Raw genomic sequence first — 17,239 nt, 5'->3', positions numbered from 1 at the left:
GCGCTCACCAGGGGTGCACCGTGCCGTCCGCCAGCCGGTTCACCGGCAGGTAGGCCGGTGCGTACGGGTAGCGGGCCGCGGCCTGTTCGTCGATGTCCACCCCGAGCCCCGGGGTCTCGGCCGGATGCAGGTAGCCACCGTCGAAGTGGTAGCCGTGCGGGAACACCTCGTCGGTCGCCTCGGTGTGCCGCATGTACTCCTGCAGGCCGAAGTTGGGGATGGCGAGGTCCAGGTGCAGCGCGGCGGCCATGCAGACCGGGGAGAGGTCGGTGGCTCCGTGCGAGCCGCTGCGGACGTGGTGCAGCGCGGCGAGGTCGAAGATGCGCCGCAGGTGGGTGATCCCGCCGGCGTGGACCACTGTGGTGCGGACGTAGTCGATGAGCTGTTCCCGGATGAGCTGGGCGGCGTCCCAGATGCTGCTGAAGACCTCGCCGACGGCGATCGGCGTGGTGGTGTGCTGCCGGATGAGCCGGAAACCCTCCGGCAGGTCCGCCGGGACGGGATCCTCCATCCAGGTCAGCGCGTACGGCTCCAGGCTCCTGCCGAGCCGCGCCGCCTCGATCGGGGTGAGCCGGTGGTGCACGTCGTGCAGCAGCCGCAGGGTCGGCCCGAACTCCTCGCGGACCCGGGCGAACACGCTCGGCACGTGGGCCAGGTAGGCCTCCGTCGACCAGGCGGTCTCGGTCGGCAGCGCTGCGTCGGCGGGCTCGTAGAACATCTTGTCGGCGCTGACGCCGTACGTCCGGGGCAGGCCGGGCACACCGCACTGCACCCGCACCGCGCGGTAGCCGAGGTCGACGAAGCGGGCGACCTCGGTCAGCACCTCGTCGACGGTCTCGCCGTTGGCATGTCCGTACACGGTCACGCCGTCGCGGGACCGGCCGCCGAGCAACTGGTAGACCGGCAGGCCGGCGACCTTGCCCTTGATGTCCCACAGCGCGGTGTCGACGGCGGCGACGGCGCTCATCGTGACCGGCCCGCGCCGCCAGTACGACCCCTGGTAGAGGTACTGCCAGGTGTCCTCGATCCGGGCCGGGTCGCGCCCGATCAGCAGCGGCACGACGTGGTCGCGCAGGTAGGACGCGACAGCCAGCTCCCGGCCGTTGAGGGTGGCGTCGCCGACGCCGGTGACGCCGGCGTCGGTGACGACCTTCAGGGTCACGAAGTTCCGGCCGGGGCAGGTCACGATCACCCGGGCGTCGACGATTCTCATCCGGTCTCCCCTGCGGTCGGCGCGCCCATCCCCCAGGATTATCCATCATCGTCGATCGATGGGGTGGCCGGTGCGGGCCGGGCCGGTCAGGCCGGTTCGGGCACGCCCCCGGGCTCCCCGTCGTCGGGCATCGGCTCGACCGGCGCCTCGGGCAGTTCGCCGGGCGTGTCCGGGAGGAGTTCGCCGGGGTCGTCCGGCACGTCCTCACGCGGGTCGATCGGCGGATACAGCTCGGGATCGAGGTCGGGGTTGGTCATCGGCCCAGTATCCGACGCCACCGCCCGGACCGCCCGCCGAGCGGTCCGGCCCTTTCCCGCCTCCGCCTCCCGCATCGTCACGGGCTCTCAGCGTCGCCGGCCGCGGGCGTGGACGACCGGTCGGCCGGCTTGCGCAACCACAGCCACACTCCGGCCGACAGGCACGCCGCGCCCCCGATCGCGACCGCTGTCTCGGCCAGTTCGGAGAGATCGTCGAGGAACGGGAAGGTGTGGGTGGCCGCCATCGCCAGCAGCCCGATCAGCAACAGGAGGCCGGCGGCGATCCGCTGGGGAATCATGCGCTTCATTGGATCACGACGCCGACCACAGCCCCGCAGGCGCCTCCGTAGGTTCCATGGATCTGACCGTGCGCTGACGCAAGTCGATATATGCGATGGACGTCGATGGCGGCTCGGTGTGCGATGTCCCGCCCCCGCCGCTACGGACGCAGATCCGTCCTCGCCTTCCCGGTCGAGGGGTCGTACGGGTAGGAGAGGTGCTGGTGGGTCATCAGCCAGGCCCCGCCGCGTCGCTGGAAGACCCGGGTCCCCCGGGACCAGCTCTCGATCGGCGGGCCACCGCTCGGGCTGACCGAGACGCGGTTGAGGCCCCACGCGACGGCGAGGTCGCCGTCGACCAGGATCGTCAGGTCGGGCACGTCCCAGGCGACTGATCCGTCACCCGACGCCGCCAGGCCCGCCGCGCAGACCTCGCGGACCGCGTTCACGCCGACGTATCGCAGCGGCTGGTCGTGCTCGTACGAGACCACGTCATCGGCGACGGCATCCATCAGGGCATCGAGGTCCTTGGCCGCGGTGCCCTCGAACCAGCGCCGGTGGAGCCGGCGCACCTCCGCCTCGGCGGTGGCCGCGTCCGGAGTCGGCTCGGCGGCGGTACCGGCGAGCGGGAAGGAGTGGTGTTCGTGGGTGACGACCCACCGGCCCTCCCGCCTACGCAGGCCGAAGGTCACCCGCAGGCGGTTCTCCGGATCCGCGGCGACGTCGGCCGGCGTGCCGCAACGCAGGAGCGCGTACGCGAAGGCGACGTCCTCGCCGGCCTCGACGTCCAACGACTCGACCTCGAACGACGCGCCCTGCGCCTGCCATCCGAAGAACGGCGGCCAGATCTCCCGGTAGGCGTCCAACCCGCGCACGCCCTCGTACGGCGGCGGCACGTCGAACATCACCATGTCCTCGGCATGGTCGGCCAGGACGCCCGCGAGGCTCCCCTCGTGAACCGCCGCGGCCCAGCGCTCGACCAGGGCGCGGATCTGTTCTTCGTCGCTCGGCATGTCGGCTCTGCCCTTCGTGACTGGTGAACCTGTCAGGACTAGAACCCCCGCCGAACCGCGAACTCATCGCCTCCGCGCGAACTTTCCGGCAGCCGGTCCGGTAGGTCGAAGTCAGGCAGGCGCGCGTTGAGGAACGAGACGACCTCGGCCACCCGGCGCCCCCGCAGCACGAGCAGGTCCAGCCCTGCCGGCAGGTAGGCGGCAGCAGCGTCGTTCCACAGGTACGTCCCGAAGGCGAGTTGCCCGTTGGTCCTCGTCGGCAGGAACCGCCACCTCCGCCCAGCCGTCACCTCGGCCAGGAAACCGCGGAGCTGTTCGTGGCCCTCGTACCAGACGGTCAGCGGCGGCATCGAGTACCGCGCGTCCTCCGTCAGCATCGCCACGATCGTCTCGACGTCGCCGGACTCCCACGCCGCGGCGTACCGCCTGGCCACCTCCCGCTGCCCCGCGTCGCCCAGCTCGGCGAGGATCCGCCGCTGGCGTCAGCCCGGCGACGATCCGGCGGGCCCGCTGCATCGCGCTGTTGACCGCGGCGACGGTGGTGACCAGCATCCCGGCGGTCTCCTCGGCGGAGTAACCGAGAACGTCACGCAGCAGCAGAACGGCACGTTGCCGCGGCGGCAGGTGCTGCAACGCGGCGACGAACGCGAGTTCCATGGTCTCCCGCGCGATCGCGTGAGTCTCCGGATCCGATTCGACGGACCGGACCGCAAGGCGGTCCGGATACGGTTCGAGCCAGCTCACCTCGGCCCGGGGCGTGCCCTGGGCAGTGAAACCGGTGGGCAGTTCACGCCGCCCGCGCGCGCCGAGGAGAGACAGGGCGCGGTTGGTGGCGATCCGGTAGAGCCACGGGCGGATCGACGTGTGGCCCTCGAACCTGTCGACGGCCCGCCATGCCCGATCCAGGGTGTCCTGGACCGCGTCCTCCGCGTCGTGGAAGGAACCGAGCATCCGGTAGCAGTGCGCACGGAGCTCGTCCCGCAGGGGTTCGACCAGACGACTGAAGGCCGCGCCGTCGCCCGCGCGCGCCGCCGCCAGCATCCTCGCCGTCGCGTCCTCCCCCGACGGACCGGTTTCCGCCAATGGCTCGGCCTGGCTCACCAGCGTCAATCTACTGCACGGCACCGGCCCGGCACGTGAGGTAGTCGAGGCCGTCGCCCTCCGGGCCCCTGGTCCCCGCGCCCCAGCCGGTTGGCCGGTGGGCCGAGCCGGGACAGGGAGCGAAGCACGTCGATTCCTTGACACTCCAGATGTGATCGCCAACACTTGTCTGCAACACGCATGTAACAACCAGAAGACATGTGTCTGCCTCGGCGAGACGCGCCGGAGCCGCCCGGGCGGCACGTCAACTACGCCCCGACCGTGAAGTCCTGAGTTGCGTGTGGTTCAGCGATGTTAGCGCTAACAGCGATGGCGTCCCGGAAGGACTTCATGGCTGCCGGACCACGGCAGGCAGCAGCGGCTTCGGCGATCGGTCTGATGTCCGAACCCAGAGAGGCTGGATCACGTGATTGACCACTTCTTGACGCGGATCACGTCGCCGCGCGGCCACGCAGCGGGGCCATCCCAGAGCACCCGGTCGTTACAGCGGCTGCTGATCGTGCTGGTGGCCGCGATGACGGCGATGGCTGGCGGCGTCGTCGTCATGTCGTCGCCGGCCGCCGCCGCCACGAACCAGTTCCGAGGCATGAACTGGGCCGTGCTGGGTGACAACTTCAGCACCGGTCCCCTCGTCGTGCAGGGTCTGAGTCCCTCCGACAGCAACGCGACGGTACGGGCCAAGGCCAACGCCCTCTATGACGACATGGCCTCCTCCATGGGGATCAACACCGTCCGGCTACCCGTCAACACCCACACGGTAGGGACGGCGTGGTGGGACGCCTACCGAGGCGCCATCGACGCCGCCACCGCCCGCGGATTCAAGGTCATCCTCGCCTACTGGGAGGACGGCGCCGCCTCCGGCGGCAGGATCACGAACCTCGCCGCGTGGAACACGATGTGGTCCACGGTGACCAACACGTACGGCTCGAACCCCAACGTCTACTTCGAGCCGATGAACGAGCCTCACGGTTACAGCTCGACGGAGTGGCGCAACGTCGCGGCCAACTGGCTCAGCTACCACTACTCGGCGGTGCCCAGCCGGGTGCTGATCGGAGGCACCGGGTTCAGCCAGGACCTGCGGGACATCTGCAACGACACCCGTTTCGCTTCGACGTTGCTCTCGTTCCACTACTACGCCTTCTTCTACAGCCCGATGACCTACGACGCCTTCCGGAGCCACATCCAGACCCGCCTCGGCACCTGCGCCGGCCGGGCCGTCGCCACCGAATTCGGCGCGCCCATGAACGACGGCCGCAACTACGCCGACGCGAACAGCACCGACAACTTCGTGCGTTACATCCGCGCCATGGCCCAGGTCATGCGCGACAGCCGGATGGGCGGCACCTACTGGCCCGCGCTCGGCGGCAAGCCCGGCACCATCGGCTACGACTGGTACTCGATGTACTCGCTCAGCGGCGGCGGCACCGACCTCCATCTGACCGTCCGTAACACTTCCGGCGCCGACCAGGTCCGCTATGCCTGGGGCGACACCATCGGCGGCGGCCCCACGACGCCGCCGCCGACGGACACGTTCCACCGGGTCGTCGTGCGTCACAGCGGCAAGGCCATGGATGTCCAGGCGCCGAACACCGAGAACGGCTCGCGCGTCGGCCAGTACACGTACAACGGCAACGCGTGGCAGCAGTGGCAGTTCCAGGACGCCGGCAGCGGCTACTGGCGCCTCGTCAGCCGCAACAGCGGCAAGTGCCTCGACGTGGTGAGCGCGTCCACCGCCGACGGCGCCGAGCTGATCCAGTACACCTGTGGCAGTGGCACGAACCAACAGTTCCAGATGGTCGCCAACGGCAGCTACTTCCAGCTGCGGGCACGACACAGCGGCAAGTGCGTGGACGTACCGGCCGCATCGACCGCCGACGGTGTGGTCCTCAAGCAGTACGCCTGCAACACCGGCGCCAACCAGCAGTGGTCGCGTACGACCGTCTGACAGGCCCTCGGGCCGCAGCCGGAACTACGGGCCGGGTCGAGCGGACCCACTGGGCAACCGCTGCCGTCGGCAGCGGTTGCCCCTGACCTCGTGGCCTGCCAGCTCCCGTCTGCTCGGCGGCCCGCGCGGCGCGGTGGCCGTCGGGCCCTGAGGGCCGCAGCTGTCGGCGTGGCTCACCCCTCCCCGGTCGTCACCGGCGCAGGTGACCGATGCCGTGCTGGTCGAGCCAGGCGACCGTCCGAGGCACGAACGTCGGCGCCGCCGGGCCGGCGCTGACATCGGTGGCGACCAGCGGTACCCGGGCGGCGACCGGGAGCAGGGTGGCCTGCCAGCAGGCCGGCGTGGCGCAGGCCGAGCGGTCGTCGACGCGCCAGGCGGCGGCCACGCTGCGGCCGTCCGGGTCGGCCGGGCGGTACTCCAGCCACCGGCGCAGGTCGTTGCCACCGTCGATCCCGGCGGCGAGGACCAGGTTGAACGAGCCCCGGAGGCGAAGCAGGCGGATCTGCTCCTGCACGCCGAAGGCCGGCAGGCTGGTGCCCAGGCACGCGGGACCGCCGTCGCGCCAGCAGGTCCAGACCGTTGCGGGATCGGTTCCGCCGGCCGCCGGGAACTCGTAGGGCGAGATGTCGAAGACCACCGCGTTGTCGTCGCCGAGCACCTCCGCCGCCGCGCTCCAGAACAAGCGGGCGGCGAGGGCGTCGCTCTGGCGCAGCGACACGATGGGTGTGATGCCGGCCCGGACGAGCCGGTCGACGTACAGGGCCGCCTCGTCGAGGTAGCCGACGCGGTTCTGCCGATCGGCAGGGCCGCCGGTGTAGACGTAGCAGGCATCGCTCAGCACGACCCGAACCGCGTTGACGCCGCGGGCCCGCAGCGCGCCGACGGACGCGTCGTCGACCGGGCCGTCCCAGCGGATCGGTCCCCACGCGCACTCGCCGGGCACGGCCGACCGGATGATTCCGCGTGGCCGGTACGGCCTCGGGTCGGTGGTGACGGTGAGGATGCGGTTGCCGAATGCCTTCAGCGCGGGTGCGGCGCCGGGTGCCTGCGGCGGGAGCACCCGGATGCCGCGGACCTCGGCGGTGGCCTGGGCGCCGGCGCTGTCGTAGGCGGTGGCGGTGACGCGGGTACCGCTGTTCGGCGGCACGCCGCGCCAGTCGAAGGCGTACGGCGCCGTGGTGTCCACGGCGAGCAGCGTGCCGCGCTCCCGGAACTCGACCCGCTCGATCCGCCGGCCGGCCGTCGCCATGGCCTCCGCACGGATCGGGATGACGCCCGGCGCGGCGAAGAAGTCGTTGGGTAGGGGCGAGGTGAGCGTCACCGCCGGGCCGCCCGGCAGTGGGCTGGGCCGCGGGCTCCCGGACGCCGGCGGCGGCGGCGAGCTGGTCGGGCTGGAGCCGTCCACGTTGCACGGCTGGCCGCTCAACATCCAGTCGGTCGGCACGGGGTCGGCAGCCTGGTAGTTGCCGCCGAACCGCACCGTCACGGAGGCGCCGGTCGGCAGCGTGGACCCCGCCGGTGGGCGGAGCATGGTGATCGGGTACAACTCGCCGCTGCCCAGCGTGTATCCGTCCGGCAGCCGGTCGAGGCCCATGGTGATCGTCTGACCGTTGGCCTGCCGGAACCGCAGCCCCCAGTCGGTGACGGGAGAGCCCAGGTTGGTGAGGGTGAGCTCGGCCCAGAAGCCGGAGGACCACTCCCGGGTGATCTTGTAATCCACTGTGCACGCCGTCGCGGCGTACGCCGGCTGCAGCACCATCGTCATGGCCCCGCCGACGACGACCGCGGCGGCTGTCGCCAGCGCGAATATCCTGCGTCGCATCATGCCCCCCACATTTATCGATACACATCGCTTTATGCAGCCTCGGCCGTCGGGCAACGTTCTGTCAATACCGTGGCGCCCGCTGCCGCCTGTCAGCGTGCGGCTGGCGGGCCCGGCGGATAAGGTGCGGCACATGCAGTCGCTGAGTGCGGCAATCGTCGAATACGACGAGGCCGCCAGCTTCCTGGCCTGGCCGGGCGACTTCGAGTTCGACCGGAAAGACCACGTTGAGGAAGTCCACCTCGCATCAGGCGCGGCACTCGAGGCCCGTGGTTGACCGGGACGAGGGAGTGCGACCAGCGACCAATTCCACGATCAGTTCGACGGTAACGCTGAACGCCGCACGGGTGGCGTGGATCGCCCGAGCGTGGCCTCAGCCCGCGGTCTCAGCGGCGGTGCGGTAGCGCTCCTCGACGGTCTGCTTCCGCGGCTTCCACCACCATTCGTTGGCGCGGTACCAGTCGATGGTGGCCGCGAGCCCGTCGCGGAACGAGCCGAACCGCGGCCGCCAGCCCAGCTCGGTGCGCAGCTTCGTGGAGTCGTTGGCGTAGCGCAGGTCGTGCCCCGGGCGGTCGGGCACCAGATCGTACGCGTCGGCCGGCTGGTCCATCAGGGTGAGGATCAGCTCGACGATCTCGCTGTTGCTGCGTTCGTCGCCGGAGCCGATGAGGTAGGTCTCGCCGAGCCGGCCGTGCCGCAGGATCAGGTGGACCGCCTCGTTGTGGTCGTCCACGTGCGTCCACTCACGGATGTTGACGCCGGTCCCGTACAGCTTCGGGCGCTCGCCGACCAGCACGTTGGTGACCTGCCGGGGGATGAACTTCTCCACGTGCTGGAACGGCCCGTAGTTGTTGGCGCAGTTGGAGAGCGTCGCCGCCACGCCATAGGACCGGACCCAGGCGCGCACCAGCAGGTCCGACCCCGCCTTGGTGGCGGAGTAGGGGCTCGACGGGTCGTACGCGGTCTGCTCGGTGAACTTCGCCGGCCCGTCCAGCGGAAGGTCGCCGAACACCTCGTCGGTGGAGACGTGGTGGAACCGGACGTCGTGCCGGCGTACGGCCTCCAACAACGTGAACGTGCCGATCAGGTTGGTCCGGACGAACGGCTCCGGATCGCGCAACGAGTTGTCGACGTGTGACTCGGCGGCGAAGTGGACGACCACGTCGGAGCCGGCGACCAGGGTGTCCACCAGCTCGGCGTCGCAGATGTCGCCGTGCACGAACTCCACCCGATCCTCGACCGGGCCGAGGCTCACGCGGTTGCCCGCGTAGGTCAGGGCGTCAAGGACGCGGACCCGGTATTCGGGGTGGTGCCGCAGGGTGTGGTGGACGAAGTTCGACCCGATGAACCCCGCACCGCCGGTGACCAGCATTCTCGCCATGAATCGTCACTCTATCGGCGGCCATGCTTTCGACCGTTTCACCGAAGGCGACGACACCGCAATCCAGAGGAAGCGGGGGACGCGGGCGGCCCGCTCGGCTCCGGGGTGGCTCAGCGGGTCCGGTAGCGCGCGTAGATGAGGCCGGTGGCGAAGGCACGCTCCTCCACCAGTTCGAGGTCGAGGCGTAGACCTTCGGGGAAGAACCGCTTGCCACCGCCGACCACAGTCGTGGTGATGAACAGGTGGTACTCGTCCACCAGGCCGGCCGCGATCGCCTGGGCCGCGAGGTTCGGGCCGTCAATGGTGAGGTCCCGGTCGGCCTCGGCCTTGAGCCTGCGCACCGCGTCCGGGTCGAAGGTCCGCTCGATCCTGGTCTTCGCGCTGGACACCGACTGCAGCGTCGTGGAGTACACGATCTTCTCCGCCGCCCGCCAGTCGCTGGCGTACTGAAGTTTGTGCGGCGGCTGGCCGGGCTTGGTGTGCGCGGTCTCCCAGTAGACCATCGTCTCGTAGATCCGGCGGCCGTAGAGATATGTGCCGACGGGGCGGAAGAGGTCGTTGACGAAGGTGTGCACCTCCGGATCCTCGGCTCCGGTGCCGAGGCTGCCCTCAGCCGCCTCGACGTAGCCGTCGAGCGAGGTGACCATCGAGTAGATGAGCTTCGCCATGCGTCTCCTTCGGGCGCCGGCACCCCGCGCGCCGACACCTCTTCGGCTACCGCCACCGTCCGAGGGACAGGGACGTTTCAGCCGGCGGAGCGTCCACGTCCGGAGCGCTCAGGCAGCCGCCCAGGACGCCGGAGCTTCGCCGGCCTCCCCGAGGGCGTCGACCGGTCCGACCGACGCCGTCGACGTCGCTACACGCGCTGGGCGAGGCGCTGGGCCTGCCCGGCGTGCATGTCGCTCACCCACTCCCAGCCGGGCTTGGCCGATGGACCGACCCGCGGGTCGTCGGCGACATCGCCCTCGGGTAGAGCGAGCACGTACGCCCGGTCGCGCTCGATCCGCGCGCGGACCTGATCGGCCTCGGCGATCGACCCGTGGCCCGGAACAACGACATCGACGTCGTCCGCCACCTCCTCGAGCAGCCGCAGCGCGGTCAGGTAGTCGTCGACCGGCTCCGCGGCGCCGTTCAGGTCGAGCATCGGAATCAGGACATCGGAGAGCACATCGCCGGCCACCAGCACCCGACTCTCCTTGATCAGCAGCGACGCGTGGCCGGGCGCATGCGCCCGATGCTCGATGATCCGGACCTCGGGACCGTCCCAGGGAATCCGGCTCGTCCCAGCCGGGAGGCCGGTGATGTGGCCGAGGAGATCCAGCGGCACCTTGCCGACGACCTCCGGCGGGAGCATTCCCTCGACGCGTTGCCTCGCGCCCGCGTCCGACAACTTGGCCTCGACGGTGGCCGCGCAGCCCGCGGTGCCGTAACGAGGTGCCGCGCCGAGGCTCTCATGCCACAGCAGATGATCCCAGTGCGGGTGCGTCGAGAAACCCGCCACGACGCTCTGACCCAGCTCGGACAGGTCGTTGGCAAGGCAGGCCATCTCGTCACCCGTCACACCGGGGTCGATGAGCAACACGCCGGACCGGCCTTGCACGACGACGGCGTTGCACTCGAGGAACTCGCTCTCGTGGATCAGCACACCCTCCGCGACCTGCCTCAGCACGGGGCCCCCCTTCGTTTGTGATTCTGCTATCGCTCGTCGGGACGCTAGTACCGGCGGTGGTAGTTTGCAAGCACTATGGGCGACACGCACGAGCCGCGGTCGGAGTGTCCGATCAACGCCGCCGTCGAGGTGTTCGGCGATCGCTGGAGCCTGCTCGTCCTCCGCGACATCGTCTTCGGCGACCGCCGCTACTTTCGGGAGCTGCAGGCCAACTCGGTCGAGGGCATCGCCTCGAACATCCTCGCCGACCGGCTGAAGCGACTCGTCGAGTCGGGACTGCTCACCCGGGAGGACACTCGACCGGGCCAGCGGGCGCGCTACAGCCTGACCGAATCCGCCATCCAACTCGTACCCGTGTTCGCGCGGCTCGGCAGCTGGGGGCTCCGGCACCGGCCCACGAACTCCGCGCTGCGGGTCCCCGCCGAACTGCTCGAACAGGGCGGCCCGGGCCTCTGGCAGGAGTTCATGGCCGAACTCCGCCACTCGCACCTCGGTGCCGGCGCCCCACCGCGATCGCCGAGCGTCCACGAGCGCCTGAACGCGGCACACCTGGCCGCCGCCCGCGCCGGGTAGCCACCGGGCGTCGGCGGCGGCCAGGCGGCCGCACCGCATCCGCTACGGCTTCCGCCAGGCCTGATCCGGCCGGTCGGCGATCGTCAGGATCAGGTCGATGAAGTCCGAGCCCCAGCGGTCGATCGTGCTCGCGTCGACCGCGCCGGGCTCGTACTCGACGCAACACCGCAGTTCGCCGGGAGGCGCCACGAGGAAGGTCCAGACGAACCCGCCACGGAGGAAGGACGTCGTCCGTTCCTCCGGCATGACCACCGGTTCGACGCTGGCTGCGAACCCGGTGTCGTCCTGCGCCACCGGTGAGTTGATGTAGTTGAGGATGGGCATGAGGGCCCGCGGATCCGCGGCACCGTTCATCAGGCCGGGCGTCATCTCGACGATCATCGGGAACGGAAACGGGTGCCGCCGGGCCTCGGCGCCGGCCTTACGCGCGAGCAGCATGAGGTCCAGGAAGGTCTCGCAGCCGCCGAACTCCAGACGAAGGGGAACCGGGTTGACGAAGAATCCGATGGTGTCGTAGAAATCCGGGCTCGGCCGGCCGCTGCTCGACGTGAACAGGGTGATGTCGGACCGGCCGGTGACTCTCTCCGCGAGCACCATGTACGCCGCCAGGAAAACGTGCCAGACGCTGCAACGATTCTGGGCGGCACTCACCGAGACCTTCGCGAACCTGCCCGGATCGATCGTGAAGTTTCCGATCGCCATCTGCGGCTGCAGCGTGTCGGGACCGTGCGGCCGGTCGGCCGGCATGGTCAGCATCTCGGCTCCCGCCAGACTGTCCGACCAGAAGCGGCGCGCGGCCGCCGCCTTCCCGCTCTGCAGGAACTCCTGTTCCTGAAGGGCGAACTCCCGGTACGGGACCGGCGCCGGAAGCGTGTGCGGCACTCCCGTCACCCGGGCCGTGTAGCAGGCCGCGATCTCGCGCCGGAGTACGTCGGTCGACCAGCCGTCGCAGAAGAGGTGGTGGGTCTGGAGGGTGAGCACCGCGTCGCGGTCGTCGAACCGGTGCAGGGAGGCCCGCAGCGACGGCTTGACCGAGAACGACATCGTCTGTTCGCTCAGTTCGGTGAGCAGATCGACCGCGACGTCGTCACGCGAGCGGCCGGGTCCCACGGCGATGTCGCGGACGGTGAGCGGGACCGGCAGCGGCGGCAGCACCTCCTGGAACCCGAGGTTGCCGTCCGTCTCGTCGTAATGAACCCGCGTGCGCAGGGACTCCTGCCGTTCCACGACCTCGTCGAGGGCGGCTCTGAGGGCATCGACGCGCAGTTCTCCCTTGATACGGAGAGCCAGGGCGATGACATGCTGCGGTGCGCGTGCCAGACCGCCCGGGTCCCGCTGTCGGGAACTCAGCGGATAGCGGGTGGCGGGTTCCACGAGGATCTCCGATTGGTCCATGGCAACCCCCATGAGTCATAGATCGACGCATTTCTCTGCGGCACTCCTCCGGCCACGCTAGTCAGGACGCCGGCGCCGGGCACCTTCGTAGTTGCCCGCCGCTGTCCGCCGTGCGAGCACGGCCGGAGATGCTCCGCGCGCCCGGCCTGCCGGATCGTGGGCCCTGTCCACCGCGGCCGCTCCCTACGCCCTCCGGGCGGCCCCGCGCCCCACAGCCAGTCACCTCCGCGTGACGGCGCCGAGGCCACACACCGCCGTCGACGTCCTCGCCCGGGAGACGGCGCCGACGGCTACCGCCGTCGGCGCCGTCGCACTGGTCGGCGCGTCGGAGCCGGCCCGCGGATCGTCCCGCGAGGGCGGTACGGCCGAACCCCGGTGCCCTGTCCCGACAGAAACGGGTACCGGCGATATCCGTCGCCGCACTTTCGCGGGTGCTGTCGGCCCACTGCCTGGCAACGATCAGGAGACCGCTGAACCCACCAGGAAGGGGCCCGACCATGAGCGAAGCGCACGGCACGCCCGAGGAAGGCGCCGCGACGCCCCCAGTCGCGGACGAAGGCGATCGATCCGGTCTGCCGCCCCGGCGAGCCCACGACCAGGACGCGGGCCCGGGGGCGGGCCGCGCCGTCCTCGTCACGGGGGCGGCGAGCGGCATGGGTTGGGCCATCGCGAAGCGATTCGCGGCGGCGGGTGACCGGGTGGCTCTCCTCGACAAGGCGGCCGGCGTCGCCGACGAACTCCTGGGCGAGCTGGACGGCACCGGGCATGTCGCCGTTCAGGCCGACCTCATGGACAGCGCCGCTGTGCGGATTGCTGTCGACTCCGCCGCCGAACGACTGGGCGGCCTCGACGTCCTGGTCAACAACGCCGGCGTCTTCACCCTGCACCCCATCACCGAGGTGAGCTACGAGGTCTGGCAGCAGCACTGGCAGTCCACCCTGGGGCCCAACCTGATCGGCGCGGCCAACGTGACCTGGTGCGCGGTCCAGCACCTGAAGAAGCACGGCGGGCGGATCGTCAACGTCTCGTCGCGGGGCGCATTCCGCGGCGAACCCGAGGCGCCGGCCTACGGGGCCAGCAAGGCCGGCCTGAACTCCTTCGGCCAGTCACTCGCGCTCGCCCTCGCGCCGTACCGGATCTCGGTCGCGACCGTGGCGCCCGGATTCGTGCGGACCCCCATGGCCAAGGAGTACCTCGAGGCCCCCGGCGGCGACGCGATCAGGGCCCAGAGCCCGTTCGGCCGGGTCGGCGAGCCGGACGAGATCGCCGCGGCCGTGTTCTATCTGGCCTCGGAGAAGGCCGAGTGGGCCAGCGGTGCCGTACTCGACCTGAACGGCGCCTCCTACCTGCGGACCTGAGCAGCGGTGGCGGTCCGGTCCGGGCGGCCGATGTCGCCCGGACCGGCTCGAACATCAGAACGTCCGCTGGTACGCGCGCGCGACGTCCAACCGTGTCTGTGCCATCTCGACCGCGGCGTCGGCGGGCAACAGACCGGGGCGGGCCGCGACCCGATCCAGGAGTTCGAGCGTGTTGGCCGTGATCCGATCCGCGATCTCGGTGAACGCCTCCGCCCGGGTACGGCCCCGGTGCTCGGCGGCCGCGCAGATCACGCCCCCCGCGTTGACGATCACGTCGGGCACGCTGAGCACACCGCGCCGGGCGAGGACAGCCTCCGCCTCCGGGGTGACCGGCAGGTTCGCGCCCTGCAGGATCGTCCGCGCCCGCACGTCATCGACGTTGCCCATGTGCACGGCGTCGCCCTGGGCGGCGGGGATCAGGATGTCGCACTCGACGGTGAGCAACTGGTCGCGCTCCATGCGTTTCACGTCGTGGTACTCCGCGATCGGGCCGGTGCGCTGGAAGGCCGCGAGCGCATCGACGTCCAGGCCGTCCTGGTCGTACACGGCGCCGGTGATGTCGGACACCGCGACGACGCGAGCGCCGAGGCGGGCCAGTTCGAGGGCGGCGACCCGCCCGACGGCACCGAAGCCCTGGACGGCCACCCGGGCGCCCGCCAGCTCGAGCCGGTTCGCGGCGTGCAGCGCCTCCGCGCACTTCGCCACGCCGTAGCCGGTGGCGCCGACCTCGTTGAGCGGGATGCCGCCCAGCGCGCCGGGCAGCCCGACCGCGCGACCGATCTCGTCGCGGATCCACGCCATCGCCGTCTCGTCGGTCCCCACGTCGGGCCCGGGGATGTAGTCGACGACGTGACGGATCGCGCGCGCGAAGGAGCGGAGCACGGACTGCCGCGCCGCGGGGTCGAGCGGCCCGTTGATCCGGATGCCGGACTTTCCACCGCCGTGTGGCAGACCGGCCACCGCGTTCTTGATCGTCATGGCGCGGGCGAGCCGGGCCACCTCGCCCACGGTGACCGTCGGGGTCATGCGCACCCCGCCGATGGCCGGGCCGAGCACAAGATTGTCGAGCACGACGATGCCCGTGGCGCCGGCCGTCAACTCGAAGAAGTGCACGGCCGCGGGCCCGAGATCGTCGGTCGGCCACGCTGCGGTCTCCTGCATCATGGCCTCACCGTCGTCCCGGTGGAAACCGTCGCGCCCGCGCCCGGTGGCGAATACCAGAATGACTCGCGCATGGATGTGACCTCCCGAATAGATGGGCATCCGTCATGTCGAGTCTCACCGCGCCGTTGCGGCGTGCTCAACGGTGAAATTGCCGTCCGGTCACGCACGTGACCGGCGATCGGAGTGCCGGTCCTGACGGCGGCGGCGCGGCCGTCTCCGCACGTCGGACGGGCTACTGCCGCCAGAGCCGGCCACCGGCATTCGCAGTGGCCGGGTGAGGCGAAGACGGGCCGGGGGTGTCAGCGAGGCCGGCCCGCCGGGGGCATCCCGAGGACCGACGCGCGGCCCACCGGGGACTTCGCGGCGTCGATTCCGGCCGCCGGCGCGGCGGTCGCCGGGTCGGGGACCGGCTGCGGGAGCGGCGCGCAGGTCGCATCCGGGCCGCTGCCCCGCTGGCGTGCGGGCAACGCGCCGGTCGCCAGGTAGGTGGCGACCACGCCGTTCACGCACTCGTTGCCGACGAAGAAGCCGCTGGCGTGGCTGGTGCCACCCGGTACGGCGAGCAGGCTGGAGTGCGGGAACCGCCTGCGCACCTCGAGGCTCCCCCCGAACGGCGTCGCCGCGTCCAGCGTCTCGTTGACGAGCAGGACGCTCGCCACGCGCCGCCCGTCGACGTCCACCGCCCTGCCCGCCGGTACGGGCCAGGACAGGCAGGGCGCGTTGTACCACCCGTTGAGCCAGGTGACGAACCGCGCCGTCCGGAAGGTGGACCTCAGGTCGCGCTGCCACGTGGCCCAGCTCCGGGGCCATCGCGCGTCGGTGCACGACACCGCGTTGTAGGCGGCGTAGGCGTTGTCGTCACCCGGCCCGTCGACGGCCTGGTACCAGCCGATCAGCGTGTCGGCGTCCGGGTCGTGCACCCAACCGGCGAACACGTCGGCGAGCTGGGTCCAGAAGAACTGGTTGTATCCGGCGTGCACGAAGATGTCACTCCACTCGGCGCCGCCGACGACGCCGCCGGCCGGCCGCCGGTCGAGTTCGTGGAGCTTCCGGTAGTAGAGCTTCTCGACCGCGGCCGCGGTGCTGCCGAGGTGGTAGACGCTGTCGTACCGGGCGAGCCAACCGAACCAGATCGTGATGTTGCGCTCGAGGGCGACGGACTGGTCCAGGTTGTTCCGGTACCAGACGGTGCGGGGGTCCACGGTGCTGTCCAGCACCATCCGTCGCACGCGCGTCGGGTAGACGGTGGCGTAGACCTGGCCGAGGTAGGTGCCGTAGGAGTATCCGAGGTAGTTGATCTGCCGTGCGCCCAGTGCGATCCGCAGGCTCTCCAGGTCGCGCGCGGAGTCCAGCGTCGTCATGTGTCGCAGCAGCGGCCCGTTCTTCGCGGCGCAGGCGCTGGCATATTCACGCGTGCGCGAGAGCCAGGCGCGCTCCACGGCCGGCGTACCGGGCACGTACGGCGGCCTCGGTGCCGCGAAGTAGTCCGGCTGACACGAGATCGCCGGCACGCTGGAGCCCACGCCGCGCGGGTCGAGGCCGATCCAGTCGTAGGCGTCGCCGACGCCGTTCGGGACCGCCTGGCCCAGTGCCGCCAGGCCCAGCCCGGCCCCGCCGGGACCGCCGGGGTTGGTCAGCATCACGCCCTGGTACTGCGAATCCGGCGTGGTGTGCAGGATCCTCGACACCGCGAGCCGGATGGTGGCGCCGCGCGGACGGGCGTAGTCGAGCGGAACGGTGAGGAATCCGCACTGCGCGCCGAGGGCGGCCAGATTCGGGTCCGCGCAGCCACCCCATGCGATCCGGGTCGTGGCGGCCGCCGTCGCGGACGCTCCGGCGACGGTCATCAGAACACCGACCACGGCGGCGGCAACCAGTTGCCTCGTCCGGCGGCGGATCATCGTGCTCTTCACGCGCCCTCCCTGGGTGTGAGTGCGGCAGCGTCAGCATTTGTGATGCTTGTCGACATCGCGCACCGGGGGCAACGTTCCATTGTGCGCAGTGCGCGCCCGACGGTCCTCGGAATCCGGTGCCGGCCGTTACCGGCCGGCTGATGACGCACGCGTGGAG

At 70.9% G+C, this 17,239-nt stretch carries 15 protein-coding genes and 1 pseudogene; 4 read left to right on the top strand and 12 right to left on the bottom strand.

Annotated features, from left to right (window positions below):
- Positions 1 to 4 precede the first annotated feature (4 nt).
- The 5 genes and pseudogenes from manD to ACFYON_RS07925 form a co-directional block, all read right to left on the bottom strand.
- On the bottom strand, positions 5 to 1,213 hold the full coding sequence (gene manD, locus ACFYON_RS07945) for a D-mannonate dehydratase ManD (RefSeq protein ID WP_354864242.1): 1,209 nt from the start codon (positions 1,211 to 1,213) through the stop codon (positions 5 to 7).
- An 86-nt stretch (positions 1,214 to 1,299) separates the two neighbouring features.
- Entirely contained in the window at positions 1,300 to 1,470 is a 171-nt protein-coding gene (locus ACFYON_RS07940) for a hypothetical protein (protein ID WP_184686617.1), read from the bottom strand.
- Between the two features lie 77 nt (positions 1,471 to 1,547).
- Positions 1,548 to 1,769, bottom strand: a complete 222-nt coding sequence (locus ACFYON_RS07935; protein WP_354864244.1) for a hypothetical protein — start codon at positions 1,767 to 1,769, stop codon at positions 1,548 to 1,550.
- 140 nt (positions 1,770 to 1,909) lie between these two features.
- Positions 1,910 to 2,761, bottom strand: a complete 852-nt coding sequence (locus ACFYON_RS07930; RefSeq protein WP_354864246.1) for a nuclear transport factor 2 family protein — start codon at positions 2,759 to 2,761, stop codon at positions 1,910 to 1,912.
- Between the two features lie 38 nt (positions 2,762 to 2,799).
- Positions 2,800 to 3,802 (bottom strand): annotated as a pseudogene (locus ACFYON_RS07925) (sigma-70 family RNA polymerase sigma factor).
- Positions 3,803 to 4,376: 574 nt separating this feature from the next.
- On the opposite strand from ACFYON_RS07925, the gene ACFYON_RS07920 reads away from it, so the two are divergent.
- Positions 4,377 to 5,807 carry an RICIN domain-containing protein gene (locus ACFYON_RS07920; RefSeq protein WP_387188675.1) on the top strand — a complete coding sequence of 477 codons (1,431 nt, stop codon included), beginning with the start codon at positions 4,377 to 4,379 and terminating at the stop codon, positions 5,805 to 5,807.
- A gap of 190 nt (positions 5,808 to 5,997) precedes the next feature.
- Here ACFYON_RS07920 and ACFYON_RS07915 read toward each other — a convergent pair whose 3' ends face one another.
- The gene (locus ACFYON_RS07915) at positions 5,998 to 7,632 is read right to left on the bottom strand and encodes an Ig-like domain-containing protein (protein WP_355047581.1); all 1,635 of its coding nucleotides are present in this window, start codon (positions 7,630 to 7,632) and stop codon (positions 5,998 to 6,000) included.
- Between the two features lie 130 nt (positions 7,633 to 7,762).
- On the opposite strand from ACFYON_RS07915, the gene ACFYON_RS07910 reads away from it, so the two are divergent.
- Complete coding sequence (locus tag ACFYON_RS07910; RefSeq protein WP_354864254.1) at positions 7,763 to 7,906, top strand: hypothetical protein; 144 nt, start codon at positions 7,763 to 7,765, stop codon at positions 7,904 to 7,906.
- Positions 7,907 to 8,002: 96 nt separating this feature from the next.
- Here the strand turns inward: ACFYON_RS07910 and rfbB are convergent, their stop codons facing one another.
- The 3 genes from rfbB to ACFYON_RS07895 all read right to left on the bottom strand — a co-directional run bounded on the left by rfbB (position 8,003) and on the right by ACFYON_RS07895 (position 10,679).
- The gene (rfbB, locus tag ACFYON_RS07905) at positions 8,003 to 9,001 is read right to left on the bottom strand and encodes a dTDP-glucose 4,6-dehydratase (RefSeq protein ID WP_387188745.1); all 999 of its coding nucleotides are present in this window, start codon (positions 8,999 to 9,001) and stop codon (positions 8,003 to 8,005) included.
- Positions 9,002 to 9,120: 119 nt separating this feature from the next.
- Positions 9,121 to 9,678: a dihydrofolate reductase family protein gene (locus ACFYON_RS07900; RefSeq protein ID WP_387188677.1), complete on the bottom strand. Its 558-nt coding sequence runs from the start codon at positions 9,676 to 9,678 to the stop codon at positions 9,121 to 9,123.
- Positions 9,679 to 9,866: 188 nt separating this feature from the next.
- A complete protein-coding gene (locus tag ACFYON_RS07895; protein ID WP_387188679.1) occupies positions 9,867 to 10,679 on the bottom strand; it encodes an MBL fold metallo-hydrolase in 813 nt (270 codons plus the stop codon).
- A gap of 75 nt (positions 10,680 to 10,754) precedes the next feature.
- On the opposite strand from ACFYON_RS07895, the gene ACFYON_RS07890 reads away from it, so the two are divergent.
- Complete coding sequence (locus ACFYON_RS07890) at positions 10,755 to 11,252, top strand: helix-turn-helix domain-containing protein (RefSeq protein ID WP_354864260.1); 498 nt, start codon at positions 10,755 to 10,757, stop codon at positions 11,250 to 11,252.
- 42 nt (positions 11,253 to 11,294) lie between these two features.
- On the opposite strand, the gene ACFYON_RS07885 is transcribed toward ACFYON_RS07890, so the two are convergent.
- On the bottom strand, positions 11,295 to 12,626 hold the full coding sequence (locus tag ACFYON_RS07885; RefSeq protein WP_355014867.1) for a condensation domain-containing protein: 1,332 nt from the start codon (positions 12,624 to 12,626) through the stop codon (positions 11,295 to 11,297).
- 518 nt (positions 12,627 to 13,144) lie between these two features.
- On the opposite strand from ACFYON_RS07885, the gene ACFYON_RS07880 reads away from it, so the two are divergent.
- Positions 13,145 to 14,005 (top strand): SDR family oxidoreductase, encoded by an 861-nt coding sequence (locus ACFYON_RS07880; RefSeq protein ID WP_354864264.1) that lies wholly within the window; start codon positions 13,145 to 13,147, stop codon positions 14,003 to 14,005.
- A 54-nt stretch (positions 14,006 to 14,059) separates the two neighbouring features.
- On the opposite strand, the gene ACFYON_RS07875 is transcribed toward ACFYON_RS07880, so the two are convergent.
- Together ACFYON_RS07875 and ACFYON_RS07870 are read right to left on the bottom strand one after the other, a co-directional pair.
- Complete coding sequence (locus ACFYON_RS07875) at positions 14,060 to 15,169, bottom strand: Glu/Leu/Phe/Val dehydrogenase (RefSeq protein WP_355014868.1); 1,110 nt, start codon at positions 15,167 to 15,169, stop codon at positions 14,060 to 14,062.
- Positions 15,170 to 15,468: 299 nt separating this feature from the next.
- Positions 15,469 to 17,082 carry an alpha/beta hydrolase gene (locus ACFYON_RS07870; RefSeq protein ID WP_354864268.1) on the bottom strand — a complete coding sequence of 538 codons (1,614 nt, stop codon included), beginning with the start codon at positions 17,080 to 17,082 and terminating at the stop codon, positions 15,469 to 15,471.
- Positions 17,083 to 17,239: the final 157 nt, after the last annotated feature.

It is taken from the genome of Micromonospora sp. NPDC005686 (assembly GCF_042871665.1).
Classification (GTDB): domain Bacteria; phylum Actinomycetota; class Actinomycetes; order Mycobacteriales; family Micromonosporaceae; genus Micromonospora.
Note: the sequence above shows the minus strand (reverse complement) of the source record. Positions and strands in the feature narration are given on the sequence as shown.